The sequence below is a fragment of the Brachybacterium sacelli genome (assembly GCF_017876545.1).
Lineage (GTDB): Bacteria > Actinomycetota > Actinomycetes > Actinomycetales > Dermabacteraceae > Brachybacterium > Brachybacterium sacelli.
Window position 1 is genome coordinate 462274 of the sequence record NZ_JAGIOD010000002.1, and the last position, 26995, is coordinate 489268.

Annotated in this window: 33 protein-coding genes; 18 read left to right on the forward strand and 15 right to left on the reverse strand. The window is 67.0% G+C overall.

Going from position 1 to position 26995, the window contains the following annotated elements:
* Positions 1-19: 19 nt before the first annotated feature.
* The 3 genes from JOF43_RS16290 (at position 20) to JOF43_RS16300 (ending at position 2403) form a co-directional block, all read left to right on the forward strand.
* A complete protein-coding gene (locus JOF43_RS16290; RefSeq protein WP_209903976.1) occupies positions 20-775 on the forward strand; it encodes an SDR family oxidoreductase in 756 nt (251 codons plus the stop codon).
* A 29-nt stretch (positions 776-804) separates the two neighbouring features.
* A complete protein-coding gene (locus JOF43_RS16295; protein WP_076808295.1) occupies positions 805-1134 on the forward strand; it encodes a nuclear transport factor 2 family protein in 330 nt (109 codons plus the stop codon).
* 102 nt (positions 1135-1236) lie between these two features.
* The gene (locus tag JOF43_RS16300) at positions 1237-2403 is read left to right on the forward strand and encodes a low temperature requirement protein A (RefSeq protein WP_076808293.1); all 1167 of its coding nucleotides are present in this window, start codon (positions 1237-1239) and stop codon (positions 2401-2403) included.
* Between the two features lie 309 nt (positions 2404-2712).
* Here the strand turns inward: JOF43_RS16300 and JOF43_RS16305 are convergent, their stop codons facing one another.
* Positions 2713-3162 (reverse strand): hypothetical protein, encoded by a 450-nt coding sequence (locus JOF43_RS16305; protein ID WP_209903978.1) that lies wholly within the window; start codon positions 3160-3162, stop codon positions 2713-2715.
* Positions 3163-3343: 181 nt separating this feature from the next.
* On the opposite strand from JOF43_RS16305, the gene JOF43_RS16310 reads away from it, so the two are divergent.
* The 5 genes from JOF43_RS16310 (at position 3344) to JOF43_RS16330 (ending at position 5187) form a co-directional block, all read left to right on the forward strand.
* Positions 3344-3694 carry a type II toxin-antitoxin system RelE/ParE family toxin gene (locus JOF43_RS16310; RefSeq protein WP_209903980.1) on the forward strand — a complete coding sequence of 117 codons (351 nt, stop codon included), beginning with the start codon at positions 3344-3346 and terminating at the stop codon, positions 3692-3694.
* Between the two features lie 5 nt (positions 3695-3699).
* Positions 3700-4005, forward strand: a complete 306-nt coding sequence (locus JOF43_RS16315; protein WP_209903981.1) for a helix-turn-helix transcriptional regulator — start codon at positions 3700-3702, stop codon at positions 4003-4005.
* A gap of 87 nt (positions 4006-4092) precedes the next feature.
* Complete coding sequence (locus JOF43_RS16320) at positions 4093-4374, forward strand: type II toxin-antitoxin system RelE/ParE family toxin (RefSeq protein ID WP_209903983.1); 282 nt, start codon at positions 4093-4095, stop codon at positions 4372-4374.
* Positions 4349-4669: a HigA family addiction module antitoxin gene (locus tag JOF43_RS16325; RefSeq protein WP_209905362.1), complete on the forward strand. Its 321-nt coding sequence runs from the start codon at positions 4349-4351 to the stop codon at positions 4667-4669. The genes JOF43_RS16320 and JOF43_RS16325 overlap by 26 nt, the downstream gene beginning before the upstream one ends.
* Complete coding sequence (locus JOF43_RS16330; protein ID WP_209903985.1) at positions 4666-5187, forward strand: P-loop nucleotide/nucleoside kinase family protein; 522 nt, start codon at positions 4666-4668, stop codon at positions 5185-5187. The genes JOF43_RS16325 and JOF43_RS16330 overlap by 4 nt, the downstream gene beginning before the upstream one ends.
* A 106-nt stretch (positions 5188-5293) precedes the next feature.
* Here JOF43_RS16330 and JOF43_RS16335 read toward each other — a convergent pair whose 3' ends face one another.
* The 4 genes from JOF43_RS16335 to JOF43_RS16350 form a co-directional block, all read right to left on the reverse strand.
* A complete protein-coding gene (locus tag JOF43_RS16335) occupies positions 5294-5923 on the reverse strand; it encodes a VOC family protein (RefSeq protein ID WP_209903986.1) in 630 nt (209 codons plus the stop codon).
* A gap of 428 nt (positions 5924-6351) precedes the next feature.
* Positions 6352-6786 carry a MarR family transcriptional regulator gene (locus JOF43_RS16340; protein ID WP_105554486.1) on the reverse strand — a complete coding sequence of 145 codons (435 nt, stop codon included), beginning with the start codon at positions 6784-6786 and terminating at the stop codon, positions 6352-6354.
* The gene (locus JOF43_RS16345) at positions 6783-7181 is read right to left on the reverse strand and encodes an SgcJ/EcaC family oxidoreductase (protein WP_181148610.1); all 399 of its coding nucleotides are present in this window, start codon (positions 7179-7181) and stop codon (positions 6783-6785) included. Before JOF43_RS16345 ends, JOF43_RS16340 begins: the two co-directional genes overlap by 4 nt.
* A 189-nt stretch (positions 7182-7370) precedes the next feature.
* Positions 7371-8268, reverse strand: a protein-coding gene (locus tag JOF43_RS16350; RefSeq protein ID WP_209903988.1) for an IS5 family transposase whose coding sequence is annotated in 2 segments (ribosomal slippage) — positions 7371-7916 and positions 7918-8268 — 897 coding nt in all. Because the reading frame shifts where the segments join, the coding sequence is not laid out codon by codon here.
* A gap of 161 nt (positions 8269-8429) precedes the next feature.
* On the opposite strand from JOF43_RS16350, the gene JOF43_RS16355 reads away from it, so the two are divergent.
* A complete protein-coding gene (locus JOF43_RS16355) occupies positions 8430-9440 on the forward strand; it encodes an IS481 family transposase (protein ID WP_209903502.1) in 1011 nt (336 codons plus the stop codon).
* A 280-nt stretch (positions 9441-9720) separates the two neighbouring features.
* Here the strand turns inward: JOF43_RS16355 and JOF43_RS16360 are convergent, their stop codons facing one another.
* The 4 genes from JOF43_RS16360 to JOF43_RS16375 form a co-directional block, all read right to left on the reverse strand.
* Positions 9721-10335, reverse strand: coding sequence for a hypothetical protein (locus tag JOF43_RS16360; RefSeq protein ID WP_209903990.1), 615 nt, complete (start codon positions 10333-10335; stop codon positions 9721-9723).
* Positions 10322-10561, reverse strand: coding sequence for a hypothetical protein (locus JOF43_RS16365; RefSeq protein WP_209903992.1), 240 nt, complete (start codon positions 10559-10561; stop codon positions 10322-10324). Before JOF43_RS16365 ends, JOF43_RS16360 begins: the two co-directional genes overlap by 14 nt.
* Positions 10562-10748: 187 nt before the next feature.
* Complete coding sequence (locus tag JOF43_RS16370) at positions 10749-11582, reverse strand: RCC1 domain-containing protein (protein WP_209903993.1); 834 nt, start codon at positions 11580-11582, stop codon at positions 10749-10751.
* 91 nt (positions 11583-11673) lie between these two features.
* Positions 11674-13311, reverse strand: coding sequence for an alkaline phosphatase D family protein (locus JOF43_RS16375; protein WP_209903995.1), 1638 nt, complete (start codon positions 13309-13311; stop codon positions 11674-11676).
* An 84-nt stretch (positions 13312-13395) separates the two neighbouring features.
* Here JOF43_RS16375 and JOF43_RS16380 point away from each other — a divergent pair, with 84 nt between their 5' ends.
* The gene (locus JOF43_RS16380) at positions 13396-13923 is read left to right on the forward strand and encodes an acetyltransferase (RefSeq protein ID WP_342592215.1); all 528 of its coding nucleotides are present in this window, start codon (positions 13396-13398) and stop codon (positions 13921-13923) included.
* The gene (locus JOF43_RS16385; protein ID WP_209903999.1) at positions 13920-14468 is read left to right on the forward strand and encodes a hypothetical protein; all 549 of its coding nucleotides are present in this window, start codon (positions 13920-13922) and stop codon (positions 14466-14468) included. The genes JOF43_RS16380 and JOF43_RS16385 overlap by 4 nt, the downstream gene beginning before the upstream one ends.
* A gap of 9 nt (positions 14469-14477) precedes the next feature.
* Here the strand turns inward: JOF43_RS16385 and JOF43_RS16390 are convergent, their stop codons facing one another.
* Together JOF43_RS16390 and JOF43_RS16395 are read right to left on the reverse strand one after the other, a co-directional pair.
* Positions 14478-15338 (reverse strand): NmrA family NAD(P)-binding protein, encoded by an 861-nt coding sequence (locus tag JOF43_RS16390; RefSeq protein ID WP_209904000.1) that lies wholly within the window; start codon positions 15336-15338, stop codon positions 14478-14480.
* Positions 15322-15909: a TetR/AcrR family transcriptional regulator gene (locus JOF43_RS16395; RefSeq protein ID WP_209904002.1), complete on the reverse strand. Its 588-nt coding sequence runs from the start codon at positions 15907-15909 to the stop codon at positions 15322-15324. The genes JOF43_RS16390 and JOF43_RS16395 overlap by 17 nt, the downstream gene beginning before the upstream one ends.
* A gap of 170 nt (positions 15910-16079) precedes the next feature.
* Here JOF43_RS16395 and JOF43_RS16400 point away from each other — a divergent pair, with 170 nt between their 5' ends.
* Positions 16080-16751, forward strand: coding sequence for a GNAT family N-acetyltransferase (locus tag JOF43_RS16400; protein WP_209904004.1), 672 nt, complete (start codon positions 16080-16082; stop codon positions 16749-16751).
* 142 nt (positions 16752-16893) lie between these two features.
* On the opposite strand, the gene JOF43_RS16405 is transcribed toward JOF43_RS16400, so the two are convergent.
* Both JOF43_RS16405 and JOF43_RS16410 read right to left on the reverse strand, forming a co-directional pair.
* The gene (locus JOF43_RS16405; RefSeq protein ID WP_209904006.1) at positions 16894-17142 is read right to left on the reverse strand and encodes a PspC domain-containing protein; all 249 of its coding nucleotides are present in this window, start codon (positions 17140-17142) and stop codon (positions 16894-16896) included.
* 280 nt (positions 17143-17422) lie between these two features.
* A complete protein-coding gene (locus JOF43_RS16410; RefSeq protein WP_209904008.1) occupies positions 17423-19654 on the reverse strand; it encodes an ATP-binding cassette domain-containing protein in 2232 nt (743 codons plus the stop codon).
* Between the two features lie 61 nt (positions 19655-19715).
* Here JOF43_RS16410 and JOF43_RS16415 point away from each other — a divergent pair, with 61 nt between their 5' ends.
* Positions 19716-20681 carry a helix-turn-helix transcriptional regulator gene (locus tag JOF43_RS16415; RefSeq protein WP_209904009.1) on the forward strand — a complete coding sequence of 322 codons (966 nt, stop codon included), beginning with the start codon at positions 19716-19718 and terminating at the stop codon, positions 20679-20681.
* A gap of 54 nt (positions 20682-20735) precedes the next feature.
* Here JOF43_RS16415 and JOF43_RS16420 read toward each other — a convergent pair whose 3' ends face one another.
* Positions 20736-21590: an NmrA family NAD(P)-binding protein gene (locus JOF43_RS16420; RefSeq protein WP_209904011.1), complete on the reverse strand. Its 855-nt coding sequence runs from the start codon at positions 21588-21590 to the stop codon at positions 20736-20738.
* A gap of 190 nt (positions 21591-21780) precedes the next feature.
* Here JOF43_RS16420 and JOF43_RS16425 point away from each other — a divergent pair, with 190 nt between their 5' ends.
* From JOF43_RS16425 to JOF43_RS16445, 5 genes are all read left to right on the forward strand, one after another.
* A complete protein-coding gene (locus JOF43_RS16425) occupies positions 21781-22395 on the forward strand; it encodes a TetR/AcrR family transcriptional regulator (RefSeq protein ID WP_209904013.1) in 615 nt (204 codons plus the stop codon).
* A 163-nt stretch (positions 22396-22558) separates the two neighbouring features.
* Entirely contained in the window at positions 22559-23353 is a 795-nt protein-coding gene (locus JOF43_RS16430) for an amino acid ABC transporter ATP-binding protein (protein ID WP_209904015.1), read from the forward strand.
* Positions 23354-23401: 48 nt separating this feature from the next.
* On the forward strand, positions 23402-24274 hold the full coding sequence (locus JOF43_RS16435; RefSeq protein WP_209904017.1) for a glutamate ABC transporter substrate-binding protein: 873 nt from the start codon (positions 23402-23404) through the stop codon (positions 24272-24274).
* A gap of 117 nt (positions 24275-24391) precedes the next feature.
* Positions 24392-25066 carry an amino acid ABC transporter permease gene (locus tag JOF43_RS16440; RefSeq protein ID WP_209904019.1) on the forward strand — a complete coding sequence of 225 codons (675 nt, stop codon included), beginning with the start codon at positions 24392-24394 and terminating at the stop codon, positions 25064-25066.
* Entirely contained in the window at positions 25063-25956 is an 894-nt protein-coding gene (locus JOF43_RS16445; RefSeq protein WP_209904021.1) for an amino acid ABC transporter permease, read from the forward strand. The genes JOF43_RS16440 and JOF43_RS16445 overlap by 4 nt, the downstream gene beginning before the upstream one ends.
* Before the next feature lie 288 nt (positions 25957-26244).
* On the opposite strand, the gene JOF43_RS16450 is transcribed toward JOF43_RS16445, so the two are convergent.
* Positions 26245-26988, reverse strand: coding sequence for an SDR family NAD(P)-dependent oxidoreductase (locus JOF43_RS16450; RefSeq protein WP_209904023.1), 744 nt, complete (start codon positions 26986-26988; stop codon positions 26245-26247).
* Between the last annotated feature and the right edge of the window lie 7 nt (positions 26989-26995).

A 26995-nucleotide genomic window follows, 5' to 3' on the forward strand; every position in this document is an offset into this window, starting at 1 on the left:
AACGATATGGAGGGCTGTCATGGCCGATCACACGCTCAACGGCAAGAACGTCCTGATCGCGGGCGGCGCGAAGAACCTCGGCGGGCTGGTCGCTCGTCACGCAGCCGAGGCCGGCGCGAACGTCGCGATCCACTACAACTCCGACTCCAGTCGCGCGGACGCGGAGCAGACGCTGGCCGCCGTCGAAGCGGCTGGAGGCAAGGGCGCGGTGTTTCAGGGGGACCTCACGGTTCCGGCGAACGTGGCCGAACTGTTCGCCGACGCTGAGGCGGCTCTGGGGACGATCGATGTCGCGGTGAACACGGCGGGCAAGGTGCTGCGCAAGCCGATCGTGGAGACCACCGAGGACGAGTACGACTCGATGTTCGACATCAACTCCAAGGCCGCTTACTTCTTCATCCAGGAGGCCGGCAAGAACCTCGCCGACGGCGGCAAGATCATCACCATCGTCACCGCGCTGCTGGCCGCGTTCACCGACGGCTACTCCACCTACGCCGGAGGCAAGTCGCCGGTGGAGCACTTCACTCGCGCCGCGGCCAAGGAGTTCGCCGGCCGAGGCATCTCCGTCACCGCGATCGCGCCCGGTCCGATGGACACGCCGTTCTTCTACGGCCAGGAGACCCCGGAGCGGGTCGAGTTCCACAAGTCGCAGGGTATGGGCGGTCAGCTCACGAAGATCGAGGACATCGCCCCGATCGTCCGCTTCCTCGCCTCCGAGGGCTGGTGGATCACCGGCCAGACGATCTTCGCCAACGGCGGCTACACCACCCGCTGAGCTCGACCCTACGAAATAAGGAGCGCCCCATGGCAGCACCCACCATCCCCGAACCCGTGGCCTCGTTCATCACCGCGGTCAACGACCACGACGAACAAGCCTTCCTCGACGCCTTCGCTCCTGACGGGACCGTCGACGACTGGGGCCGCGACTTCACTGGGCGCGAGCAGATCAAAACCTGGAGCGACAAGGAGTTCATCGGTTCGCGCGGCACCCTCGCGGTCGAGGAGGTCGACATCGCCGCTAGCACGATCACCGTCATCGGCGACTGGCGCTCCAACCACGCGAACGGCCGCTCGAAGTTCGTCTTCGACGTCGACGGCGACAAGCTCGCGAAGATGACGATCCGCGAAGGCTGAGAGCCGGCACGAGCGTCTCGAGCGGGCGTCCAGCCAGTTGGACGCCCGCTCGTCGCTGTCGTCTTCGAGGCCCCCGCACCACACATACGAGGTTCACCAACCATGACTACCGTCCCGCTCGCCCGCATCGGGCACCGTCGATCCGAGGTCGGCCCCGTCGAGCTCTTCTTCGACCTGGTCTACGTCTTCGCCATCATCCAACTCTCGCACCTGCTCATCGAGCACCTCTCCTGGGAGGGCGCTGCCCAGACCATCGTGGTGTTCGCCGCGGTGTGGTGGGGCTGGAACTACACCGCCTGGGCGATGAACTGGCTGGATCCGAGCCGCACCCCAGTGCAGCTGCTCTCCGGGGTGCTCATGCTCGCCGCACTGGGCATGTCGATCGCTATACCCAGCGCCTTCGGCGACGGAGCCTGGCTCTTCGTCGGGTGCTACCTGTTCATGGGCCTCCTCCGTCCTATGTTCATGATGATCACCTACCGCGGCCACCAGCTCGCAGCCAACTACCGCATGCTGCTGCTGTGGACCCTGCTGGCCGGCATGTTCTGGGTCCTCGGTGCGGCACTGCCCCTCGAGTGGCGGCTGGGTCTCTGGTTGATCGCGGTGCTCATCGACTACGCGGCCCCGCTCGCCCACTACCGGATCCCCGGTATCGGCGCAGCCCCCATGCACCAGTGGGACACCGACGCCGAGCACCTGGCCGAGCGCAACCGACTCGTCTTCATCATCGCCCTGGGCGAGTCCATCCTGCTCATGGGCGGCAGCATCGTCTCCCACGGGCAGCTCACCCCCGGCCTCGCTCTGAGCTTGATCGTCGGCTTCGCGTCCCTGTTCGTGCTCTGGTGGAACTACTTCGCCCTCGCTGGCCCTGATACCCACGGCGGGGACTCGTCAACTGGGGCTCTCCGATCGGCCTACGCCTATGCGCATGCTTTTATGGTCTTGGGCGCGATCCTCGTCGCCGTCTCCATCGAGCTGCGGCTCTCCCACGACCACCTCACGCCCGCAATCGTTCTCGTGACGGCCGCAGGTCCGCTCGTATACCTGGCAGGGAACCTGCTGTTCCTCCGGTCCCGATTCGGACGCCTCGCACGGTCACGATTCATCGCAGCAGCCGTGCTGGTGGGGATCATGATCGCCGCGATGCTGCTGATCGATCACCTGCCGGTGATTGCGTTGAGCGTCGCTGTACTCTCCGTGACGGCTATTCTCGCCGCCCACACCGCGTACACGACATCGAAACAGTCGGCGCTCGATAACCGGCGATGACCTGGCAACCTCTATCTGAGATCCTTCTGCGCCCGATCGCGGTGCTCAGGAGCGAGCGACGCGCTTTGCTTTTCAACTGCGATCCTCGGTCATAGCTGGCCGACCGCATCGCGGTGAGAATGCTCCTTTGCGTCGCCGGTGGCTATGCGCACCTGGTCTCGGCCGTGCACTGTACGAACGGATCAGAGCAACGCTCTGACCCGCGGGATGATTAGCGCTGGCAACTTGACTACTCATCGTCAGAGGTTGGTTTGTAGCGAAACTCGGTCGAATTCCGCTTCAACGTCTGACTTGTCCCGGCCGGGGCGATCAGGCTGATCCAGTCTGCTTCGCGTCGGCACGTCGCGAAGCACGCGACGTGAAGGATCCCGCAGTGAGCATCGCCAGGGCTGCGGATCCTGCGCCTATTCCGCTCCAGACCGGTAGACCGGAGATGCCGCTCAAGGAGAATCCGAAGACGATCCAGAAAACGAGAGCTCCAGTGCCTGCCGACAATGCTCCCAGCCATGCGCGCGAGGTGATCGAGCGGTTTCGTTCTCGCGTCCACAGGATCATACAGATGGCATAGAGCGCGCTGGCTGCGGCTGCGGTAAGCGCGCCGAAGAACGCCCCGTAGAACGGCATTAACACCAGGGCAGACTCTTCGCCCCGATCAAGCGGGACGAGCCTCGTGAAGACAACGAAGAGGAACACCCCTGCGGTTACGATGCCCACGACGAATAGCCAGCCGATCACGAGCCCGTACGACTTCCAGAACACCTAATGACGATATCGCTTCGCGACGTGACGCATCGCTATCTCGGTGCGTTACTGGCCTTGGCTTGTAACGAGTGCTGCTAACGAAACCGCTCATGGCGACCCGGTCGAGTTCCGCTGCAACGTTGCACGGCTCGATCGCGGGCTCATTGCGAGTAGACCATGCGGGGTCTATACTGGAGGTATGTGGAGCGTGGACATCGAGCTGATCGTTGGGTGGCTCGCTTCGCTGGACGATGAATCTCGTGCGCAGGTGGTCGCTGCAATCGAGCTACTTGAATACCGCGGTCCTCAACTTGGGCGGCCTATCGTCGACACGGTGGCATCGTCGAAACATCGCAATATGAAGGAGCTCAGGCCGGGGTCGTCCGGTCGGTCAGAACTGCGTATCCTGTTCGCTTTCGGTCCAGAGCGCTCGGCGATCATGCTGATCGCCGGTGACAAGTCCGGCAATTGGAAGCGCTGGTACACGAGAAATATCCCGAGGGCCGACGACCTGTTTGACGTTCATTTGCGCAGATTGAAAGGAGAGTGATCGAGATGGCCATGTCGCTGAAGGACTTCGTCGCCGAGCACCCTGTGGACAGGGAGCGTGTCGATGCGTACAAGGAGCGGATGCTCGCCGAGGTGCGCGCTTACCGTCTCCGCGAATTGCGCGAAGAAGCGGGCCTGACCCAAGCGCAGCTCGCGGAACGTATCGGCGTGGGGCAGCGTCAGGTCTCCAAGATCGAGCGCGGGGACCTCGACAGCGCGAAGATCGGCACGATTCGCAGCTACCTCGAAGCGGTCGGCGGGGGCTTGGCGATCGAGTATGTGTTGGGTGACCAGCGCGTGCAGGTTGCTTGACTCCAGATGTTCCGCAAGTGACGAAACGCGGTGGAGTTCCGGTTTAACGTCTAGCGTTAATAGCGACGGTCGTTATACACTGGTCTCGTGATCAGATCGTTCGGCAGCAAGGACACCGAACGCATCTGGCATGAGCAGTACGTCAAGCGCGTCGACCGGACGGTGCAGCGGGCGACCTTGCGGAAGCTCGAGCTGATCCATGCGGCGACGGATGTCGAGGACCTCCGGGTCCCGCCGGGGAACCGCCTGGAGCGGCTGGTCGGCGACCGTTGCGGGCAGCACAGCATCGGCGTGAACGCGCAATGGCGTCTCTGCTTCGTCTGGAGAGAGGGAGGTGCGGACGGTGTCGAACTCGTCGACTACCACTGAGTCCGATCTGATCGAGCCGATCCACCCGGGAGAGATCCTGATGGAGGATTTCATCGAGGGATTCGGGATCACGCAGAACAAGCTGGCGGTGTCCATCGGTGTGCCGCCGCGTCGGATCAACGAGATCGTGCACGGCAAGCGAGGGATTACGGCTGACACGGCGATCCGTCTGGCGCGGTACTTCGGGACGTCCGAGGAGCTCTGGATGAACCTGCAGTCGAACTACGAGCTTCGGCTCGAGCGGCGGGCGCTGCGCGACAAGGTCGCTGCGATCACGCCGCTGGTAGTCGCGTGACCGTTCGCCTCGTCGTGGTCTCCGGTCTGCCCGGGGCCGGGAAGACGAGCGTCGCCGAGATCATCGCTGCGCGCACGGGGTCGGTCCATCTTTCCATCGACGCAGTCGAGGAGTCGATCCTCGCCTGCGGTCTGCCGTCAGGGTGGCAAGTCGGCGTCGCGGCGTACGAGGCGGTGCGTGCCATGGCGGAGCAGAATCTGCGGCTCGATCACGATGTCGTCGTCGATGCTGTCAACGACAGTGAAGAGGCTCGGCAGACCTGGCGGACGGCGGCCTCGCGAACGGATGCATGCATCGAGTTCGTGTACCTCATGATCTCCGATGCGCGGGAGCATGAGCGAAGGCTCAGCGGCAGGAATCGCGGTCTCGTTTTCGTCGGTGAGCCGACCTGGACGGACGTTAAGCGCCGGCGCGCTGACTACGCCGCGTGGTCCGATGAGGTCCTGGAGTTTGACACGGCAGCGCGGACTGCGGACGAGATCGCAGACGCACTCACCGCGCGCCTCAGCACGAAATGAGGCAACGTCATCGCTGATGGTTCTCCGTGCTGGCATGCGGTGGAATTCAGATTCAACGTGTAGAACCGCCACTGACCAGGCGTTCTAGGCGCGCAGTTCGAGGCTCTCACCCCACGAATGCGATTCCGTTGCCGTCCGGATCTCGAACGATGAAGTCGGTGCCGCCCCACGCCTGCTTGGTCAGCTTCTGCACGATCTCGACGCCCGTTGCCCGGTACTCGGAGTACAGTTCCCGAACACTGGGCGCGTCGATGTACGCCATGATCAGTCCCTCCCTCCGCGCGGCATTAACGTCGAATACCGACTCATGCACGAGCTTCAGGTGCAGCCGTGCGCCGTCCCGTGAGGCCGCTCCGTAGAACGGTGGGCTCCCGTGGAGGAAGTCGATCCGAAATCCGAGCTGGTCCCGATAGAACGTAGCTGAGATGTCGACATCGGCGACGTGCAGCACCGGCGTGCTGAATAGCGTCGCGGATTCTCCCTGTTCCGGCCGTTCGCCGACAGGAGGGGCGGTGTCGGCGCTCGTCTTCAAGTCGGCCCAACTGGTGTACCCCGCTTCGAGGGCGATGATCTCCTGGGCCTCGTGGAGGGGGAATGGCAAAGCGAGCGCTTCACGGTCGGACAGCGCCCGATAGCGTGCGAGCTGCCGGATGCGACCGCCGATCGAATGGTTGCCCTCGCGATGCCAGCGGACCAGCAGTTTTGCCTGCTTCTTGTAGGTGTCGATCGTGGGCATGACTCCTTCTTCCGAAGTGACGTAGGTGGGCCTAGCCCTTTCGGCTCTTGTGCCGTTGCGCCCTACGACCGGGAGTGTCCCGCGCCTGCGTCGTAGAAGCTACCACGGGGTGTCTGTCGCGAAGACGTGAGCAGCCTGAACCGCCCTGGGTTTCGTTCCGTTCTTCATGCAAGGATGGAACCGAACCAGAGATGCTCTCCCGAGATGCGCGAGCGCGCCCTCCGGATGCTCGATGAAGCGCGCGCGAGCGGCGGTCGACCGAACCTGATGTCCGCGGTGCGGCATGCCGCCTCGGCCTGCTCGGTATGAGCGCCGCGACCGAATCAGCCCAGCGAACGCTCGCTGGATAGGGAACCCGATAGGGACGAAACTCAGAGCGATTCAGTTCGCGTCGTGACTGAACATGTTCGAAGGCTGGTTCTCGGTTCTCACCGCAAGGCGAGCTCATCGAGTGCCGCGCTGAGCGCATGAGCCAACGCCTGGCGGGTCGCCGGCGACAGTGCGGTCATCTCAGCCTCGGCATCGTTGTAACGCGCGCGCGCGAGCCGCTCCAACAGGGCTCTGGTCTTCGCAGTGACAGTGATCGTCTTGCTCCGCCGGTCGACGGGACTCTTAGTACGGCGTAGGTAGCCCGCAGTTTCCAGACGATCGATCATCTGCGTCGCAGAAGGTTGTGACAGCCCGAGCGAGAAAGCGATCGTCGAGGGAGTCGATGCCGCGCCGCGCGCCACTCGATCAAGCAGGATCGCCTGGGTTGCCGTCACCGACGCTGCGTCGAGGACCGCCAGATCACCGCGGCGAACGCTGCGCACCCGGTCCGAGACTTGCACGAACAGCGCAGCGAGATTTGCGTCGTCGGTCATAGGTGCGGAGCGTTGAACATTACCTTTGCCGACTCATCCATCTTGGTGTTCTGGTAGGCGGTACAGAACCACCGCTGTCCACGACGTACGAACGTGAACGTCTGAAACTTGTCGTGAGGCGTATCCTCGGCACCTAAGCCGCCGACGGTGGTGAACACTGCCGAGGTCTCCGAAAGCTGCACCTTCCGGATCGGCGTCACCCGCATCTTCTTTCCATCGAGCCACTTCGAGAAGATCTCCGCGTGGCCCTCGACGATTCGCTGGCGGCCGTGCTGCAGCTCGCCGGACCAGGCCACGTAAGTCGCATCCTCTTCGAACTCGGCACCGTACGCCTCGGCATCTGCGTTGTTCCATGCATCGCGGATGCGGTCCAAGCATGCTTCAGGTGTATCCATTTCCGTCATCCTCCCGAGTAGTTGTCTCCATAGTAGTTCACGCGCATGAAGCATTCAAGTGGTGTGATGCATCGCTGGGGGTGGCTCGTGCTCGTGTGATCTTGATCATGATGTCCTCGACGGTCTCAGTCCACATGAACGGTTGGGGGTCGTCGTTCCAATGTGAAGCTCAGTGGTCGATCGCGCTCTCTAGGACATGGCTTGTAAGCATCGCTGGGTCCAGGCGATCACCGCGTTGAGCACCACGGCGGCGCGGAACACGATCGCGAGCTTGTCGTAGCGCGTCGCGAGCCCACGCCACTGCTTCACATCACTGAAGCGCCGCTCCACGACGTTGCGCCCCTTGTATTCGACTGCGTCGAAGCCAAGAGGGCGCCCGCCGCGCGACCCGCGTCGTTTGCGGTGAGCCTGCTGATCGCGCGGTTGCGGGATCACGGCGCGGATCCCGCGATCGCGCAGGTGGGCGCGGATTGCGCGGGCGGAGTACGCCTTGTCTCCACGGACCGCGTCGGGACGCGTGCGGGGACGCCCGAGTGGGCGCGCGACACGGAGCCTGGATAGCAGTGGCAGTAACGCGGGCGCATCGCCGGACTGGCCGGGCGCAACGGCGACCACCATCGGGAGCCGATGGTCGTCGACAAGCTGGTGGATCTTCGTCGACAGCCCGCCGCGGGAGCGTCCGACCGCGTGATCAGGCTGCTCGACGGCCGGATCCGTGTAATTCAATCCAGCCCCCTGTGGGGCGCGTGACATTGGTCGCGTGCTGATGCGCACGGGCAATCGACGAGTCCACCGACACCGTCCAGCCGATCTTCCCGTCCCGATCAGCGGCGGCCAGCAGCCTCTGATGGATCTGGTCCCAGGTGCCGTCGCCGGCGAGGTTGCGGTGCCACCGCCACACGGTCTGCCATGGGCCGAACTCTCGCGGCAGGTCGCGCCACGCAATCCCGCACCGGTATCGGTAGATGATGCCCTCCACGATCGCCCGCGCGTCCGAGAACGGGCGGCCCTGGCGGCCCGTTCGGGACGGAAGGAACGGCGCGATCAACGCCCACTGATCATCGGAGAGGAGCTGGAAGCGCGACACCCCTCCAGAGTCTCAGCCAGACCGCTCAACCTTTATAAGACACGCCCTAGCTGTTGCGGGTCATGACGTTGTGGTCACGGCGTATGGGATGAAGGAACGGGCCCCTGGACTGCACGATGGGTGGTGTCTAAGCAACCGTCTCGCAGGAAGAGGCCCGTTCCATGCACCACCGTAATGCGCCGCTGACCGTCGTTGGAAGGCAGCGAGCTGTCGCGCAGGTCATCGACTCCGGTCGCCCGATCGCCCACGTCGCGGCCGAGTTTCACATCGCTCGCACCACGCTCTCGAAATGGGTCGGCCGCTACCGCGAGCACGGCGACCCAGGCCTGCAAGACCACTCCAGCGCGCCGGCGAACCGCCCCACCCGCCTCCCGATCTGGGTGCTCGAGCTGATCGAGTCCTGGCGGCGGAAGAGGAAGTGGTCCGCGCGCCGGATCGCCCGCGAGCTCGCCGACGGCCACGGGTTCGCGTGCTGCGTGAGGACGGTGACGAGGTGGCTGGACCGCCTCGGCTTGAACCGGATCCGCGATATCACCCCAGACGGTGAGAACCTGCGTTCACCAGGGAAGATCACCGCCCGCTACCCCGGCCACATAGTCCACATGGACGTCAAGAAGGTCGGTCAGATTCCCGACGGCGGCGGCTGGCGGGCCCATGGTCGTGGCAGCGAACTGGCCCTCGCCGGCAAGCGCGCCCACAAGCAAAAGGTCGGCTACACCTACCTCCACTCCATGGAGGACGGCTTCTCCCGCCTGTCCTACACCGAGTCGCTCGAGGACGAGAAAGCGATCACGACCATCGGGTTCTTCCATCGCGCCCGCGTGTTCTTCGCCGCGCACGGCATCACCTGGATCACGCGGCTGGTCACCGACAACGGCAGCAACTACACCGCCTCAGCGTTTCGGCGATCGACCTGCGCTTTCATCTCCCGGCACCAGCGTACGAGGATCTACACACCTCGCCACAACGGCAAGATCGAGCGCTACCAGCGGATCCTGGCCGAGGAGTGCCTCTACGCCCGCCCCTACGGCTCCGAGACCGAGCGGCGCGAAGCGATCGCGATCTGGGTCCATCACTACAATTTCCACCGACCCCACACCGCCTGCGGCGACCAGCCCCCGGCCTCACGACTTCACACCGGCGTCGACAACGTCATGACCAACTACACCTAGCCGCGGGCCCTCTGGATCGCTGGACTCGGTGAGGCGGAGGATCGTCCAGAGGTTGGTCTGTGCCGGAACGCGGTGGAGTTCAGATTCAACGTGTGAACCCCAGATGAGAGGCTCAGTTGATGCTGCAGGGAGGCGTGCCTGACTCCGGCCTGTAGCATGCTCGCAGGGCCCGCATCGCGCGGCAGATGAGCCGCGGGCGCAGTCTCTTGGGGTCGCCGTGGATGCCGTGCGGGGCGGCAATGACGATGGTCCGCTGAGCGACCGTCACGGTGCATCGAGGTCAGTGCAGGAACAGGGCCGTGACGGCTTCGACGAATGCGATGCCGAGAAGCACGATGATGATCGCCGGATAGAGGCGGATGTTGTCCTTGATGCCGGCGAGGTACCCTTCCCAAGCCGACGAGAGATTGCGTCGCCGGTACCCGAGGGCCGACCGCCACAGGATGATGGAGCCCAGCATCGCCAGGACGTAAGCCTGGAACTCGAGCAGCAGTACCGGTGACGTGACGATGAGCGCGATGAACCCTTCCAATGATGTCGGAGCGAACGGCATGCCGATGAAGACTGCGCGCCCGATAGTCGCGACCACACCGAAGAAGGGAATGATGAGTGAGGGTAGCGTCGTCGTCGCCAAGGCCGCGAACAGGAGGTTGCCGAGAAGCGTCATCAGCGCTGCTCTCACGATGCTGCCACTGGCATAGGCCTCGACAACCCAGAGCGACCCGGGCGAGCCCAGGAAGGCTTCAGTGTTCCTGAGGCCCACGCCATGGAGCCCGGGAATGTAGACGGTCGCGATCATCGTCATGACGAGAGTGCCGTAGACCACGAGGTTCGATACCAGGTACGTATACCAGTTGTCCCGCAGCACTGTTCGAAGGTTCTCAAGAATTCGCATGGAGATGCTCCCTTGTCGTGGTGAGTAGGTGAACCGCGCATATCGAGGTCGCGGCGTCGTGGAGCCGCAGTTCGGGCTGGTCCAGCAATGACGTGACATCACGACCGGCTACGAGAAGCTGGCGACCACCTATCAGGTCACGGCGTGCGGAAATTGATGATCGGGCCTGTGCCTGCGCCGCGAGCTGATCGAGCCCGCCGTCGGTGGCGGTCTCGTCGATGGTCATGCGGCAAGTTCAAACTATGACGTCGCGTCACGGTCAAGCTCGTGCGGAGCACGTCGCGGAGAATCCCCATCACGTCGCGGTGGCGCTTCTGCGTGAGCCAGAGGGCCCTATCCGCGGCGACGCGGTGGAGCTCCGCGTCGACGGGACGTCGGGTCCCGGCGCACCACCGGGTCGCGGGTTCCGCTCGTCATGGGCAGATCCGCCAGGTGCTCACATCGCACTGCAGGTCGGTGCCGTCTCCCGTCGCCACCACGGTCCCGTCGGCGAGAAGTCCCAGCGAGTGCTTCGATCCGGCCGCGATCGCCGTGACGTCGCGCCACCTCTGCACGTCGCACTGCCCGGACTGATTGTCTCCGACGGCGCGGACCGTCCCGTCAGCACAGAGCGCGAGGCTGTGATGGCTGCCTGCCGCCACCGCTGTGGCGCCTCTCCACGGAGCGACATCGCACTGACCTGAGCTGTTCCCACCGGTCGCCACGACGGTTCCATCCACGCGCCATCCGATCGTGTGGAGATGACCGGCGGAGATGCCGACCAGCTTTGTCCACTCGCCGACCTCGCATTGTCCGTACCGGTTGTTGCCGGTGGCGAGTGCTCTGCCCTCGTGACGAACAGCGACGGTGTGCCAGTCCCCACCGGCGATCGAGACGACGTCTTCCCAGGCACCTACGTCGCATTGGCCCTCCGCCCGGCGTCCGGTGGCGATCACAGTGCCGTCCCTCCGGAGTCCGAGAGTCGTTCTCCATCCGGCGGCGACGGCGGTGATCTCGCTCCACGTGGAGACGTCGGTCTGTCCTTCGCGATTCCAACCGGTCGCGAGAACGGTGCCGTCGGCGCGCAGTCCGATCGTGTGTGATCGACCGGTGTTGCGCGCAGTGTGCACGTTCCCGGCCGCGACGGCGGTGACGGCCGACCAGGAGGCGACGTCGCACTCACCGGCACGACCATTGCCGACGGCGATGACGGACCCGTCGTCGCGGCATGCCACGGAGTGTCGTCGGCCGGCGGCGAGGACTGCCATGTGTTCTCCCGGTGTTGCTCTCGGGCACTCACACTAGGTCCCGGGACTGCCGCTGCCTCGAGACTTCCGCGATGCTCGGGACGGGGTGACGTCAGCCCTCCGGCGTCAACGTCCTGGTGTACTGCACGTCGCCGTTGGCGTCGATCAGTTCGACGGTGAACTCCTCGCCGTGCGGGGCGACCTGGACCCGGCCGAAGAACTGGCCCGTGCCGTCACGCGGGGATCCCATCTCGGGGCCGGCCTTCTGGAAGTCCACCCTGGGCCCGAAGGTCCCGTCCATCTCGTTGGGCCCGAACGAACCGGAATTGATGGGGCCGGCCACGAACTCCCAGAAGGGATCGAAATCCGTGAACGCGGCCCGCTCCGGGGAATAGTGATGGGCTGCGCAGTAGTGGACGTCGCCGGTGAGGAACACGACGTTCCGCGTGCCCTGATGCTTGATCCCCGAGAGCAGTCGGGCGAGCTCGAGTTCGCGCCCCAGCGGCGCACCGTTCTCGGCGTTGGAGATCGACTCCTGGCCCTCCCCGTCGGGGACGATGATGCCCAACGGGAGATCGGCGAGGATCACCTTCCAGGTCGCCTTCGACCGTCGCAGGCCGTGCAGCAGCCACTGCAGCTGTTCCTCGCCGAAGATCGAGGTGGCGTGCTGCTCCAGACCGTCCGTGTTCTCGCCCTTGTGCGTGCGCATATCGAGCACGAACACGTCCAGGTCCGGACCGCGTTCGATCTGTCGGTAGATGCGCGTCGGCTCGAAACCGGAGCCCTGGGACAGGGCGCGCACGTCGGCGATCGGCTGGTACTCCTGCCAGGCGCGTCGGCCGCGGGCAGCAAGGGTGTCCACGTCACGGACCGTGTACTGCTCGTCCGTGAGCACCTCGCCGGACCACCAGTTGTTGGTGGTCTCGTGGTCGTCCCAGGTGGCGATGACGGGAACCTCGGCGTACATCGCGCGGATGTTCTCGTCCATCAGGTTGTAGCTGTGGCGACCGCGGAACTCCCGCAGCGTCTCCGCCACCTTCGCCACCTCGTCGGTCACCACGTTGCGCCACACGGCGCCGTCCGGCTCCTCCAGGGTCTCGGCGATCGGGCCGTCCGCGTAGATGGTGTCGCCGGCGTGCAGGAAGAAGTCGGGGCTGCACGAACGCATGGTCTCGTAGCCGAACATGCCGCCGACGTCGGGGTTGATGCCATAGCCCTGACCTGCGGTATCGGCGGTCCAGACAAAGGTCTGTGCGCCGTCGGACCGCTTGCCCGGAGCCGTGCTGAAACGCCCGGCGCCGACCTCGCTGCGCTGCCCGTTCTCGTCCTCGAAGAACAGCTCGGTCTCGAAGGTCGTACCGGAGGGCAGACCCTCCGCGCTGATCCGCGCGGTGAAGTCGGTGTCAGCGGTGGCCCATGGGCCGCGCAGGGTGATCGGTCGCCCGTCGTGGCCGCGGCCCTTCCCCCGCCTGCGGCCGTTGCCGGTGAGGCGTTCGCCCTGGGAGTCGAGTGCGTGCAGCACGGCGTGGAGCCGTCCCGCGCCCGATGCGCGGGACCAGAGCACCGCAGAGCGCGAGGTGACGTCGCCGGTCTGGAGACCGGAGGGGAGCGTCAACCGGGACCCCACCGGACCGGGAGGCGTGGCCGGCGCGGCGGACGCGGATCCGGCGACGGGCAGGGACGTGGCGAGGGCCGCGGCGGCGGCACCTTTGAGCAGGGTGCGGCGGTTCGGCGACGTGAGGCTGTCCATGGAGCCAGTGAACTCGGCCGCCGTGACCAACTCGTGGCGGCGGGATGAATGGAAAGAGACCGGGCCTCCCGTAGGGTCGAGCATGTGAGCGACGACCTGCAGATCCGGGCCCTCCATGACGAGGGGGAGTATCCGCAACTGATGCGCGTGTGGCGCAGCGCGGTCGACGCCACTCATGACTTCCTCACGGAGCAGCACCGTGCGGAGATCGAACAGAATCTCTCGGACGTGTACCTGCCGGCGGTGAAGGTGGTCGTCGCGGAGCGCCGAGGGAGGCTCATCGGTTTCGCGGGCACGGACTCGAAGAAACTGGAGATGCTGTTCGTCGATGCCGAGTACCGCGGCGGCGGGATCGGGAGCACGCTGCTGGATCATGTGATGGCGGCCCATGGAGTGACCTCCGTCGACGTCAACGCACACAACGAGCAGGCGGTCGGCTTCTACAGGCGCGCGGGGTTCACAGTGACCGGCCGGAGCGCGACGGATGACGACGGCCGCCCGTACCCCCTGCTGCACATGACCGTGGAGAAGCAGTCGCGGCCGCCGACGGACCCGTCGAATCGCGGATCAGACCTGGACCGACCCGCAGGCGCATCGCAGGAGACACGGTGAGTGAGTACACGGACTGGTCGACGCGCACCGCCACGGCGGGCCTGGCGGTGATGCTCCCCGGCCGTGGCTACACCTGCCAGATGCCGCTGCTCAACTTCGCCGCTCAGGTGGCCGACAGCCACGGCTGGCTCGTGCGTGAGGTCGGGTGGGAGCCGTCGGAGGAGTGGGGGACCCAGGAGGTCGGGTGCGAGCTGGCCGAGGCGATCGGCGATCACGAGGGACCGGTGCGGGTGATCGGCAAGTCCTTGGGGACGCTCGCGGCCCCGTACGCCGCGGAGTGCCGACTCGACGCCGTCTGGTTGACTCCTCTGCTGACTCTGCCTCCGGTGGCCGAGGCGATCGATGCGCACCCGGGGAGGCAGCTGCTCGTCGGGGGCACCGGGGATGTCGGGTTCTGGGATTCCGGGATCGCCGCAGCGCTCTCGGCCGAGGTGCTCGAGATTCCTGGGGCGGACCACGGTCTGCGGGTCAAGGACCCTGTGCGCACGGCCGAGATCCACATCGAGGTGGTTCGCGCGCTGGACCGGTGGTTCGCCGAGGGGTGAGGCGGGGCGTCAGGCGACTCGGAAGACGTCAGCGTGCTCGACGGCGAAGCGGCGGAAGTCGCGGGCGGGTCGACCCAGGAGATCGGGCACGGCCGAGGTGACCTCCGTGGCCTCGCCTCTGGCGTAGTGAGCGTAATCCTCGAGGAGCCCTTCGATCTGCCAGGTGGGGAGGACCGGCGCCAGGACCTCCGCGAACTGTCGCGGGTCGACGTCCTCGAACCGGATCCTCCGTCCGGTGACGGTGCTGAGGTGGTCGGCCAGCTCCGCGTGCGTGAGGGACTCGGGTCCGGTGAGCGTGCGGACGCCGAGAGGTGTGGGAGCGATCAGGGCATTCGCGGCGACCTCCCCGATGTCGCGTACGTCGATCACGCTCACCGGGGCGGAGCCGATCGGTGCGGGAAGAGTTCCCGTACGACGGACCGTCTCCGCCAGCGCGAGCAGTCCCTGCATGAACAGGTTCGGGCGCAGTGCGCTGATGCCGATTCCGAGTCCTTCGGCATGGTTCTCCACGGCGGCGTGATACCGCAGGAAGCGCACCGGTGAGTCGATGTCAGCTCCCAGCTGGGACAGCAGGACGACGTGCTCGACGCCGGCGGCGACGGCCTCGTCGAGGAAACGCCTCTGCTGCGTCTCCGCCGCCTCGGTGGAGGGTGTCACGAGGTACGCCGCACGGACGCCATTCAGTGCCTCACGGACGCCCTGCGCATCGTCGAGGTCGCCGCGGACCGGCGTGGCGAGCTCGCCCGTCACGCGGGTCGTGTCCCGCGACATCGCCCGATGGGCAATCCCTTCTGTGGCGAGCGCGCCGCTGACGGCCCGTCCGGTGGAGCCCGTCGCTCCGACGATGAGGATCTCAGGCGCTGTCGTCATGGGTTTCTCCTGGGGGATCGAGATGTCGGATGCCGTTCGAGAGGGTCCTGGCCCATTCGGCGTCGACCTCGGCGATGTCGGCGGTCGCGATGAGATGGCAGAGCTGCCCGTAGGCGATGAATCGCTGCACCGCAGCGTCGTCGGCGCCGGATCGTTCCTTCGCGACGCGAGTGATGCGGGCGAGCCCGCCTCTGAGCGCATCGCCGATCGCGGGGACGGAGGCGACGGACTGGGCGTGGACCTGGATCAGCAACAACGTGCGATCGGTGATGAGCTCGGCGTAGGCATCGCCCATCGCGTCGAGGATCTCGGACGGTGTGGACCGGCGGGACTCGGCGGCCGCTTGGTCGAGGGTGGCCTCGATCTGCTCGAAGCAGGCGTCGACGGCCGCCACGAAGAGTCGCTCCTTGCCGGGGAAGAGTTTGAAGACATAGGCGCTCGAGATGCCCGCATCGCGGGCGATGTCCGCCACCGTCGTGCCCCCGTACCCGCCACGGGAGAACGCGCGCAGTGCAGCGCTGGTGATGACCGGGCGTCGGGATTCTGCGGTGGAGAGCGTGCCGGATGCCATGTGAGTGACTGTACACTCACTCTTCGGGGCGGGCAAGGCCTCGGGTGGCACCGACCCTCCGGATACGTGGAAGCGGACCGCGGTCCATGGGCCCGTGCCAGACTCCGATCGGCCACGAAGCGTTGATCGACCGTGCTCGTGCCCGGATCGTCGCCACGTAGGATCGAGGCATGGTGGCGACCGATGTGCGCGCATATCGCGAGGAGGATCGAGCAGAGCTCCTCGCGCTGTTCGAGAGCGCCGGTGAGGGAGCCCCTACGGAGACGCTCTGGGGTGACCCTGCCTCCGAGGCCGACGTCTACCTGACCCCGTACCTCGATCACGAACCCGAATCCGTGCTGGTGGCCGTGAACGAGGAGGAGCTGGTCGGCTACCTCGTGGGGAGCACGGGCCGCGGCGATCTGCCCAGCGAGGACGAACTCCTGGTCCGGGCGGTGCGGAGTCATCGCCTCCTTCTACGGCGGCGGGCGCTGACCTTCTTCTCCCGGAGCATGCTCGATGCCGTGGGGGACACCCTGAGGCGACGGCCGCGAGCCGGTGCGCTGGACGATCCCCGGTGGCCCGCCCACCTGCACATTAACGTGCAGCGACGAGCTCGTGGCACCGGTGCTGCCCAGAACCTCATCGCCGCCTTCGTGCACCATCTGCGCCGGGAAGGGGTCCCTGGAGTCCACCTGCAGACCCTCGTCGAGAACCCGCTCGCAGTGCGCTTTTTCTCCGCACAGGGCTTCACGCAGCACGGTCCGACGCCGCGGGTGCCGGGGCTCCGCCATGAGGGCCGGTCGACTCACCAGCTGACGATGGTCCGGAGCCTCGGGACGGGGGAGGACGTCACTCACTGAGCATCTTCGAGTGCGATCCGCCGAGGACGGTGGCGTCAGCTCCGCGGCGCTCTGGCGACGGGAACCTCGATCGAGCGGTGGTGCTCAGTGTGTCCCAGTGCGATTCCACTCAGCGCGACGTCGTGCGGTGCTCGCTGCACGATCAGCCGCGTCGGCCTCCGAGGACCCGCTCCGCCGGGATGCTTCCGTCCTGCCAGGGAGCCAGGATCCAGGCCGCCAGGTACGCCCCGACGCCCAGTACCGGAAGCGCGAAGGAGGCGAGGACAAGCACGCGGACCAGCCAGACGTTGAGTCCGAGTTTCTCGGCCAGGCCTCCGCCGATACCCGCGACCACACGTCGAGGTCCGCGCCGGAAGCCGATGCTGCGGAGGGAGTCGAAGAATCTGCTCATGCCCTCCACGGTACGCAAGCGCGGTGGGAGCCGCAGGGGAGATGACCCTCGAACAGGGTGGGGGACATCCGGAAACCTCGTCCTGTCGCTTCGGGTCCTGTGCGCTCCGGGGAACCTGCTGACGGGACTCGACCAGGTCATGATGGCCGGTCGGAACTCCTGGTGTTCCTGTAGGGATCCCGGCGGGCGGCGTACGCCGGGGCAGCGTGCTCGCGGGCGTCGTCGCCGATCGGCACCCGCGGCGGGAAACGACGCTCGTCCCCGTCCGCGGCCGCACCTCTCACGATTCCCGCAGAGCCTCACCCGTCGCGCTGTCGGTGAGGCCATCGACCGGTCCGCTGTACAGCACCCTTCCACCGTGGCGACCTGGCCCAGGGCCCAGGTCGACGACCCAGTCGGCGCGGCGGATGACGTCGAGGTCGTGCTCGATGACGACGACGCTGTGCCCATGGTCGATGAGGTCGTCGAGCACGGTCAGCAGTCCGTCGATGTCCCGCAGGTGGAGCCCGGTGGTGGGCTCGTCGAGCACGTAGAGGGACGGCTCATCGGCATCGCGCAGCTCCTTGGCGATCTTCACCCGCTGGGCCTCGCCGCCGGAGAGGGTGTTCAAGGACTGCCCGAGACGCAGGTAGCCGAGGCCGACCCGGTCCAGCTGATGCAGGCGGGCACGGATTCTCGGCTCGTCGAGTCGCTCCAGGGCTTCGGCGATGCTCAGGTGCTCGACATCGGCGATCGTGAGGCCGTCGAGCGTGTGGGAGAGGGCCTCGGCCGTGAACTTCCTTCCCTGGCAGGTGGGGCAGACGGTCTCCTGACCCTCCATAAAGGCGAGATCGGTGTACAGGATGCCGAGGCCCTTGCACTGCGGGCATCCGCCCGTGGAGTTCGCGCTGAACAGGCCCTCGGGCGCCCCGGTGCGGCGGGCGAACAGGGCGCGCAGCGGTCCGGCGATGTTCGTCGAGGTGATCGGGGTGGAGCGTCGGTTCACGGAGACCGGACGCTGGTCGATCACCAGGGCCGGGTGCTGCGTCGTGAGCTCCGCGGCCAGACTGGACTTGCCCGATCCCGCGACTCCGGTCAGCACCGTCAACACGCCGAGCGGGAGGTCGACGGTCACGTCCTGCAGCGTGTTCCGTCGGGCGTCACGGACCGTGATCCAGCCCCGGGGAGAGCGGGGCGCGACGACCTCGGGATGTCGCGCCGCGAGGGCGCGGCTGGTGGGGGTATCGGCGGCGCCGAGCTCCGAGAAGCTGCCCTGGAAGACCAGTCGTCCGCCGCCGCTGCCGGCCTCCGGGCCGATCTCGATGATCTCGTCGGCCACGGCCATCACCGCCGGGTCGTGCTCGACGACCAGGACGGAGTTGCCGCGGTCGCGCAGCTGGGACAGCAGCGTGACCATCGAGTCGATGTCGTGCGGATGCAGGCCGACGGTGGGTTCGTCGAACACGTACAGCATCTCGATGAGGCTGGAGCCGAGGTGCTTGACCGCCTTGATGCGCTGGGACTCCCCGCCGGAGAGTGTGGTGGTGGCCCGGGCCAGGTGCAGGTAACCCAATCCGATCGTGATCATCGCGTCGAGCCGTTCGACCAGCGCCTGGACCACGGAGGACACCTCCGGACGCTCCACTCTGCGGACCGCCTCGCGCAGCTCGGGGATCTCCATCCGGCTCAGTTCGCCGATGGTGCGGCCCTCGATCACGGCTGTGCGGGCCGCCTCGTGGAGACGGTCGCCCCGGCAGTCCGGGCACGGCGACGTCTCGGTGAACTCCTCGATCGTCGTCCGCTTGCGATCCGAGAGGCTGTCGGAGGTGCGCAGGTGGATCCGCTCGAAGCGCGCGACGACCCCCTCGTAGTCCGATGGCGGGCGGGTGCCGAGGGCGGCCGCGTGCTTTCCGCCGTACAGAAGGGCCTCGCGCTCGCCGGGCGTCCAGTCGCGCAGGGGAGTGTCGGTGTCGAAGGAGCCGATGTCCGCGTACTTGGTGTACCAGTAGCCGCCGTTGCCGAACCCGGGAAGCCGGATGGCGCCGCCGGAGAGGCTGCGGTCCAGGTCCAGGAACCGTTCGACGGCGGAGGTCACGACCTCGCCGAGACCGGAGCAGGTGGGGCACATCCCGGCCTGGTCGTTGAAGGAGAAGCTGGTGGACTCGCCGACGTGCGGTTCGCTCACGCGCGAGAACAGCAGGCGCAGGTAGGTCCATGTGTCGGTGATGGTGCCGACGGTGGAGCGCGCGTTGCCGCCGAGGCGCCGTTGGTCCACCACGATCACGGGGGAGAGGCCCTCGAGGGAGCCGACCTGTGGGCGGGTCCAGGTCGGCAGCCGGTTGCGGGTGAACGGCGGGAACGTCTCGTTGAGTTCGTGCCCGGCCTCCGCGGCGATGGTGTCGAAGACCAGGGAGGACTTCCCGGAGCCGGAGACGCCGGCGACGACGATCAGCCGGTTGCGGCGGATGTCCAGGTCGAGATGATCGAGGTTGTGCGTGTGGGCGTCGCGGATTCGGATGCTCTGCTCGGGCATGGGATCGACGCTACGGGCAGATGCGGCCGTATCTTGTCCGCGATCGATGGGACCATCGACCATGGCCGATGTGACCCGACGGATGCTGGATCTGCTGACCCTCCTGCAGACCGGCCGGCAGCTCCCGAGCGCGGAGCTGGCCCGTCGGCTGGGCGTGAGTCCGCGCACCGTGCGGCGCGACGTGGACCGTCTGCGCGGCTACGGCTACCCCGTCCGGACCCGTCCCGGCCCCGGCGGCCACTACCGTCTGACCGCTGGTCGAGCCGTTCCGCCGCTGATGCTCGAGGATGACGAAGCGGTGGCCGTGCTGCTCGCCCTCGCTTCGACCTCCGCCACCGATCCCGGTGAGCCGGGCAGTGTCGGCGGGGCGGCGGCCCGGGCCTACGGGAAGCTGGACCAGTTCCTCCCTGCCCGCTTGGCCGCGACGGTCTCGACGCTGCGTGCAGGCCTCGAGGCCGACGCCCCCACCGCTCCTCCGACCGACATCGGCGCCCTGTCCGTGCTGTCGACGGCGATCAGGGATCGGCGGGTCGTCGAGTTCGTCTACCGCGGCCGCGAGACCGAGACCACCCGTCGGGTGGAGCCGCACCGGCAGGTTCATCACCTGCTGCGCTGGTACCTGCTGGGGTGGGATCTGGACAAGCAGGACTGGAGGATCTTCCGCAGCGACCGGCTCCGCGATCTCCAGGTGCGGACACGTGTGTTCGAGCCACGGGACCTGCCGGCAGGGACTGCCCTGGAGTACCTGCTCGAGGGGATCAACCGGAGCGCCCGCAGGGTGGAGCTGACGGTCCGCCTGCCTGCGGCGGAGGTCGCCTCGGCGCTGCTGTACCAGTCGATGGACCTCACCGACGTGGGGGAGGGGTGCACCCGGATCGTGCTGCACTGCGAGGACCGGCACTGGCTGCTGCTGCACCTGAGCCGTCTGGACGCCGAGGTCGAGATCCATGAGCCGCAGGAGTGGGCCCGGGAGATCCGTCGCGTCGCCACCCGGCTGCTCGAGGGCTCACCCGAGGACGAGGTGTGACCTCGCCGAGGCCCAGTCCTCGGGCGGGTCCTGACCGCGGCCTGAGTCGCCGCCTCAGCGGGCGAGCTGGTCCGCCAGCTGATCGGTGATGCTGCGCGGCTCCCGTCCCAGCAGCCGGTTGAGCACGGGGTCGCCGTGGGCGAAGAATCCCGTCCGGGTCGCCTGGAACATCGTGAGGATGAAGCGGGCGGCTTCTTCCGGGACGCCCTTCGCCACCTCGTCGCTGACCCATTGCTCGTCGTCGACCACCACGCGCTCGATGGTGCGGCCGGTCAGCTCGGAGGCCGCGGCGGCGAAGTCCTCGAAGGTCACCGGCGCGTTCGGGACCACGTCGACGGGGCCGTCGAAGGTCGCCTCGCCCGCGAGGATCGACGCGGCGGCCTCCCCGGCATCACGCCGGTCGACCCAGGGGAACGGGCCGGCGGCAGGCCTGGTGATCCTCCCGGATTCCTGCCAGGGGCCGACCATCTGCTCGAGGTCGCCGAAGAATCCGTTGCGCAGCGCGGTCCACGCGACCCCGGAGGCGGCGAGGTGTGCTTCCGAGGCGGCGTGGATCGCGTGCGGAGGATAGGGCGTGTCGAAACCGGCTCCCTGCGCGCTCGTGTACAGGATGCGCTGGGCGCCGGCGTCGACGGCGGCGTCGATCGCCGTGCGGTGCTGCGCGAGGACGTCGGCGGCGAGATCGCTCGAGGAGACCAGGAGGATCTGCTCCGCGTCGGCGAAGGAGTGGCGCAGCGCCGCGGGATCGTCGTAGGTCCCCTGGCGCACGCGGACGCCGCGCTCGGCCAGATGCTTCGCGCGGCCGGGATCGCGCACGCTCACGCCGACGTCCGCGGCGGGAACGCGCTGGAGGAGATGCTCGACGGTGGCGCCGTTCAGAGTGCCGGTCGCTCCGGTGACGATGATCATGGCGGTGTCCTTCCGTGGAGGCCCGGTCACGGACCTGGTGTGGTGAGGTGGCGGGGGGGGGGTGTCCTCCTCGGCCCGACAGAAGTTGACTCGGTGAGTCAACTTGTCGTGCGGCCTACGCTAGGTAAACTTGACTGCATAGGTCAAGTTCTCTGTCGGTGAAGACCCTCATGGGTAGAAGAGAGGGGGAATGGTGGTCGAGTCCCGCAGGGCGCCTGCGCTGCGCACCGATGCCCGTCGCAACGCGGACCGGATCCGGGTCGCTGCACTCGACGTGTTCCGGGAGTGCGGGCTCTCCGTGCCGCTCGAGGACGTCGCGGCGGCGGCGCACGTGAGCAAGGCGACCATCTTCAACCGGTTCGGGGGGCGGGTCGGACTGATCGAAGCGGTCATCGACGAGGTGGTCGCGAAAGAACTGCACCGCATCATCGAGGCCACGCGATCGATCGACGACGCGGCGGAGCGGATCGCCCACTATCTCGGCGCGATCCGGGACCTGCAGTACCGCCGGCCCGCGGTCAATGACGTCCTCCTGCAGGAGTTCCCCCACTCCGAGCAGCTCATGGCCATCTGCCACGCCGCAGGCGAGATCTACGACGAGCTGATCGAGGCGGGCCGCACGGCCGACGTGCTCGCCGCGGGATTCGGCCGGGACGACCTGCATGCCCTCATCGTGGACAACGGCCTCGCCCTCAAGCACGGGACCCATCCGTCACGGGAGGACTACGACCGTCGGACCGGGTTCGTCCTCGGTGGGGTGCTCGGCCCGACCGCTGCCCCGGGCGCGGCGCCCCGGAGCGGGTAGGGCGCGAAGGGTCGGCATACCCCTCACCGATGTCGACGGACTCGAGCGCGGCGCCGGGGCCTCGCTCCCTCGTGGCGCCCGGATCGCTCCGGGCAGGCAACGATTTGATCAAGGGTCCTGCGACCACGATGAACAGTCGTGCAGAACCTATAGTCTCGCCGCTATGACGCAGAGCACACCGTGTCCCGAAGGCGCCCCGTCCGGCACCGCCGCCGAGAAGCGCGCCCTCGTGGAACTGACGAACGTCACCAAGCACTTCGGGTCCTTTCAGGCCCTCAGCGACATCAACCTGACCATCCCGGAAGGTCAGGTGGCGATCGTGATCGGGCCGTCCGGCTCCGGCAAGTCGACCCTGTGCCGCACCATCAACCGGCTGGAGACCATCGACGACGGCGGCAGCATCCGTATCGACGGCAAGGAGCTCCCGGAGGAGGGCAAGGCCCTCGCGCAGCTGCGCGCCGACGTCGGAATGGTGTTCCAGTCCTTCAACCTGTTCGCCCACAAGTCGATCCTGGAGAACGTCACGGTGGGCCCGATCAAGGTCAAGGGCCTGAAGAAGGCCCAGGCCACCGAGGAGGCCATGGCGCTGCTGGAACGCGTCGGGGTCGCTCAGCAGGCCAAGAAGATGCCCGCCGAGCTCTCCGGCGGTCAGCAGCAGCGGGTGGCCATCGCCCGGGCCCTGGCGATGACGCCGAAGGTCATGCTCTTCGACGAGCCGACCTCCGCCCTGGACCCCGAGATGGTCCAGGAGGTCCTGGACGTCATGGTGCAGCTGGCCCAGGAGGGCATGACCATGGTCGTCGTCACCCACGAGATGGGCTTCGCACGCCAGGCCGGAGACCGCGTGATCTTCATGGACGAAGGGTTCGTCCTGGAGGACACCGACCCCGAATCGTTCTTCACCCGGCCGCAGCACGAACGCGCCAAGAACTTCCTGGGGAAGATCCTGGCGCACTGATCGCAGCACTCTGCCTCATCCGGCTCTCCCCTCACACCTGGAGGAATCATGCGCACCAAGCTCATCTCCGCAGCGGCACTGGCCGCATCGGCCGTTCTCGTCATGACCGCTTGCTCGCCGTCCCAGTCCGGCGGCGGCGGCGGTGGCGGCGACGGTTCCGACGGCGGTGGCGGTGACGGCGTTCGAATCGGGATCAAGTACGACCAGCCGGGCCTGGGCTTCCGCGAGGGCGACGGCGACCCGACCGGCTTCGACGTCGAAGTGGCCAAGTACGTCGCCGGTGAACTGGGCTACTCCGAGGACCAGATCGAGTGGGTCCAGACCCCGTCGGCCAACCGTGAGAACGCGCTGGAGGGCGGCGAGGTCGACATGATCCTCGCGAGCTACTCCATCACCCCCGAACGGGACGAGCGCGTGGACTTCGCCGGCCCCTACTTCGTGGCCGGCCAGGACCTGCTGGTCCGCGCCGACGAGGAGGAGATCACGGGCCCCGAGACCCTCGACGGCAAGAACCTGTGCTCGGTCACCGGCTCGACCTCGGCACAGAAGATCAAGGACGAGTACTCCCAGGGCGTGGAGCTGGTCGAGCAGGGAGGCTACGCCGAGTGCGTGACCTACCTCGAGTCCGGTCAGGTCGATGCCGTCACCACCGATGACATCATCCTCGCCGGTCTCGCCGCCACCCCGGAGAACGCCGAGAAGTTCAAGATCGTCGGCAATCCCTTCAGCGTGGAGCGCTACGGCGTCGGCATCCCCACCGGCTCCGAGCAGTGCGAGGCGATCAACGAGGCCATCACGACGATGAAGGACGACGGTGCGTGGCAGGAAGCTCTGGACGCCGCCACCGAGGGCACCGGCTACACCCCGGACGAGGAGCTGAACACGGGCCCCGAGTCCGAGCTCGAATCCTGCGACGACTGACCCGGACCCCGGATCGGCGGCGGGTCGGGCACCTGTCCGACTCGCCGCCTCCGTCGTCGTCCTCCGGCGTTCGCCCGCGGTGCACCCCCGGCCGCAGGCCACCGAGACAGGAAGCGCATGAACGGATTCTTTGAACTCTTCGCCGAATACGATGTGCTCGGCGCCTTCTGGATGAACATCAAGCTGATGCTCCTGGCCGCGGCCGGCTCCTTCGTCCTGGGCACGATCCTGGCCCTGTTCCGGATCTCCCCGGTCGCGTCCTTCCGCACCCTCGGCACCGCCTACATCAACGTCGTGCGCAACACCCCGCTGACGATCATCATGGTGCTCGGCGTGCTCGCCGTGTGGGGGCAGCTGAAGATCGAGTTCTTCGACGACTTCGACCTGAACTTCTTCACCTACGCCGTGATCGCCCTGACGCTCTATCACGCGTCGTTCGTCTGCGAGGCGATCCGCTCCGGCGTCAACACGGTGCCGCTGGGCCAGGTGGAGGCGGCCCGGGCCATCGGGCTGACGTTCCTCCCGGCCGCGCGGATCGTGGTGCTCCCGCAGGCGCTGCGCGGCGCCATCACCCCGCTGGGCAACACCCTGATCGCCCTGACCAAGAACACCACGGTGGCCGCCGCGGCCTCCGTGGCGGAGGCCTCCGGCCTGATGAGCACGATGATCGAGTTCAACCCGGATCTGATGATCTACATCTTCCTCACCATCGCGATCGGCTTCTGCCTCCTCGTCATCCCGATGGGGATCGCGACCACCTGGCTCTCCGACAAGCTGGCGGTGGCACGATGAGCGCCCAGCCCGGCATCCTGTTCGATGCGCCCGGTCCCCGCGCCCGGCGCACTGTTCTCCTCGCCAACCTGCTGGCGCTCGCCGGCGTCCTCGTCGTGGTCGCCGTGGTGCTGATGCAACTGGACAGCCAGGGCCAGCTGGCTCCGCAGCACTGGGTGAACGCCCTGAACGGCAACGCGTGGGCGAACTACTACCTCCCGGGCCTGCAGTTCACCGTGCAGTCCTCCGGCATCGCCGTGGTGACGGCGATGATCTTCGGTCTGATCTTCGGATTCCTGCGCCTGGCCCCGTTCGCCATCGTCCGTGGGGCCTCCGCCGTCGTCGTCGAGTTCTTCCGCGCCGTGCCCGTGCTCGTGATGATGTTCTTCCTGTATTTCTTCCTCTCGCGCCAGATCGCCCCCACGGGAATGATCGCGTCGGAGGATTCCGCCTACTTCGCGGTCATCCTGGGCCTGACGGTCTACAACGGGGCGGTGATCGCCGAACTCATCCGCTCGGGCGTGAAGTCACTTCCCAAGGGCCAACGGGAAGCCGCAGCCGCCGTCGGCATGACACGCAACCAGTCGCTGCGGATCGTGGAGGTCCCTCAGGCGCTCACTGCCATGCTGCCCTCGCTGCTGAGCCAGTTCGTGGTCATCCTGAAGGACTCTGCCCTGGGCTTCCTCATCGGCTTCTACGAGCTGCTGCAGTACTCCCGCCAGCTCGGCTCCGGGTACTCGAACATCCTGCAGACCCTCGTGGTCGCGGCGTTGATCTTCATCGTCATCAACTACCTCCTGACCCGCCTGGCCACGTGGCTCGCCGGCACCCTGTCCTCCCGGACCGGCGGAGCCACGGCCCCGACCACCTCCACCACCATGGTCTCCACCATGGGTCAGGACGTGAAGTAGCGGCACCGCGCTCCCGACGGGAGGAGGGGTGGCTGTCGGGGATTGCGCTCCCGATGCCGGTGTGACACGTTGGCGCGAGGAGACGGCCACGACGTGAGGCCGTCGACTCCCGACGGACCGCCAGCAGGTCGCATTGCTGAACTGGCTGCTGAGAGCGCGCCGGGCGCGCGGGGACGTGCGCGCCGCGCAGCGCGGACCCGAAGCCGTGGGCAAGCGCGTCGGCCGACGGACGGCGCACCGGCTGTTCCGCCGACTGATGCGCTAGTTCTCGGAGATCCCGCGCTTCGCTCAGTACAGCTTGTTCGCGCCGCCGTCGGCCATGAGCGTCTGGCCGGTCATGTACGCCGCGTCGTCGGAGAGCAGGAACGCCACGATCGGGGCCACGTCGGCCTCCGGATCGCCGAATCGCCCCAGCGGCACCTTCGCGAGCGAGGCCTGGTAGAGCTCCGGCGAGGATCTGCTCCATGCCTCGACGCCCTCGGTCATCGCCATCGGGCACACCACGTTGACGCGGATGTCGTCTCCCGCCCACTCGTTGGCGACCACCCGCGAAAGTCCGCGGATCGATTCCTTCGCCGCGGCGTAGGCGGCCTGCGTCGGCTGACCGACGAGCGCAGCGCCTGAGCCGAAGTTCACGATCGAACCGCCGGAGCGCGCCAGCTGCGGATGGGCCGCGAGCATGAAAGTGCGGGTCGCGGTGAAACCGGTCGCGAACGAGAGGTCCCACATGTCCTCGGTGAGATCGACGAAGGGCGCCTGACGGGAGGCGTGGGCGTTGTTGACCAGCCCCGTCAGCCCACCGAATCGCTCGACGGCCGTGCGGACGGCGAGGTCGGCGGTCCCCTTCCGCGCCACGTCGCCCTCCAGGAAGGTGACCTCGTCACCGAACTCGCTCGTCAGCCGCGCGCCGGCCTCCGCGTCGAGGTCGACCGCGACCACCTTCGCGCCGCGCCGGGCGAGGACCCGAGTGATGGCCCCGCCGATGCCGGAGGCCCCTCCGGTGACTATCACGATCTTGTGCTGCAGCTGCATGTCTGCG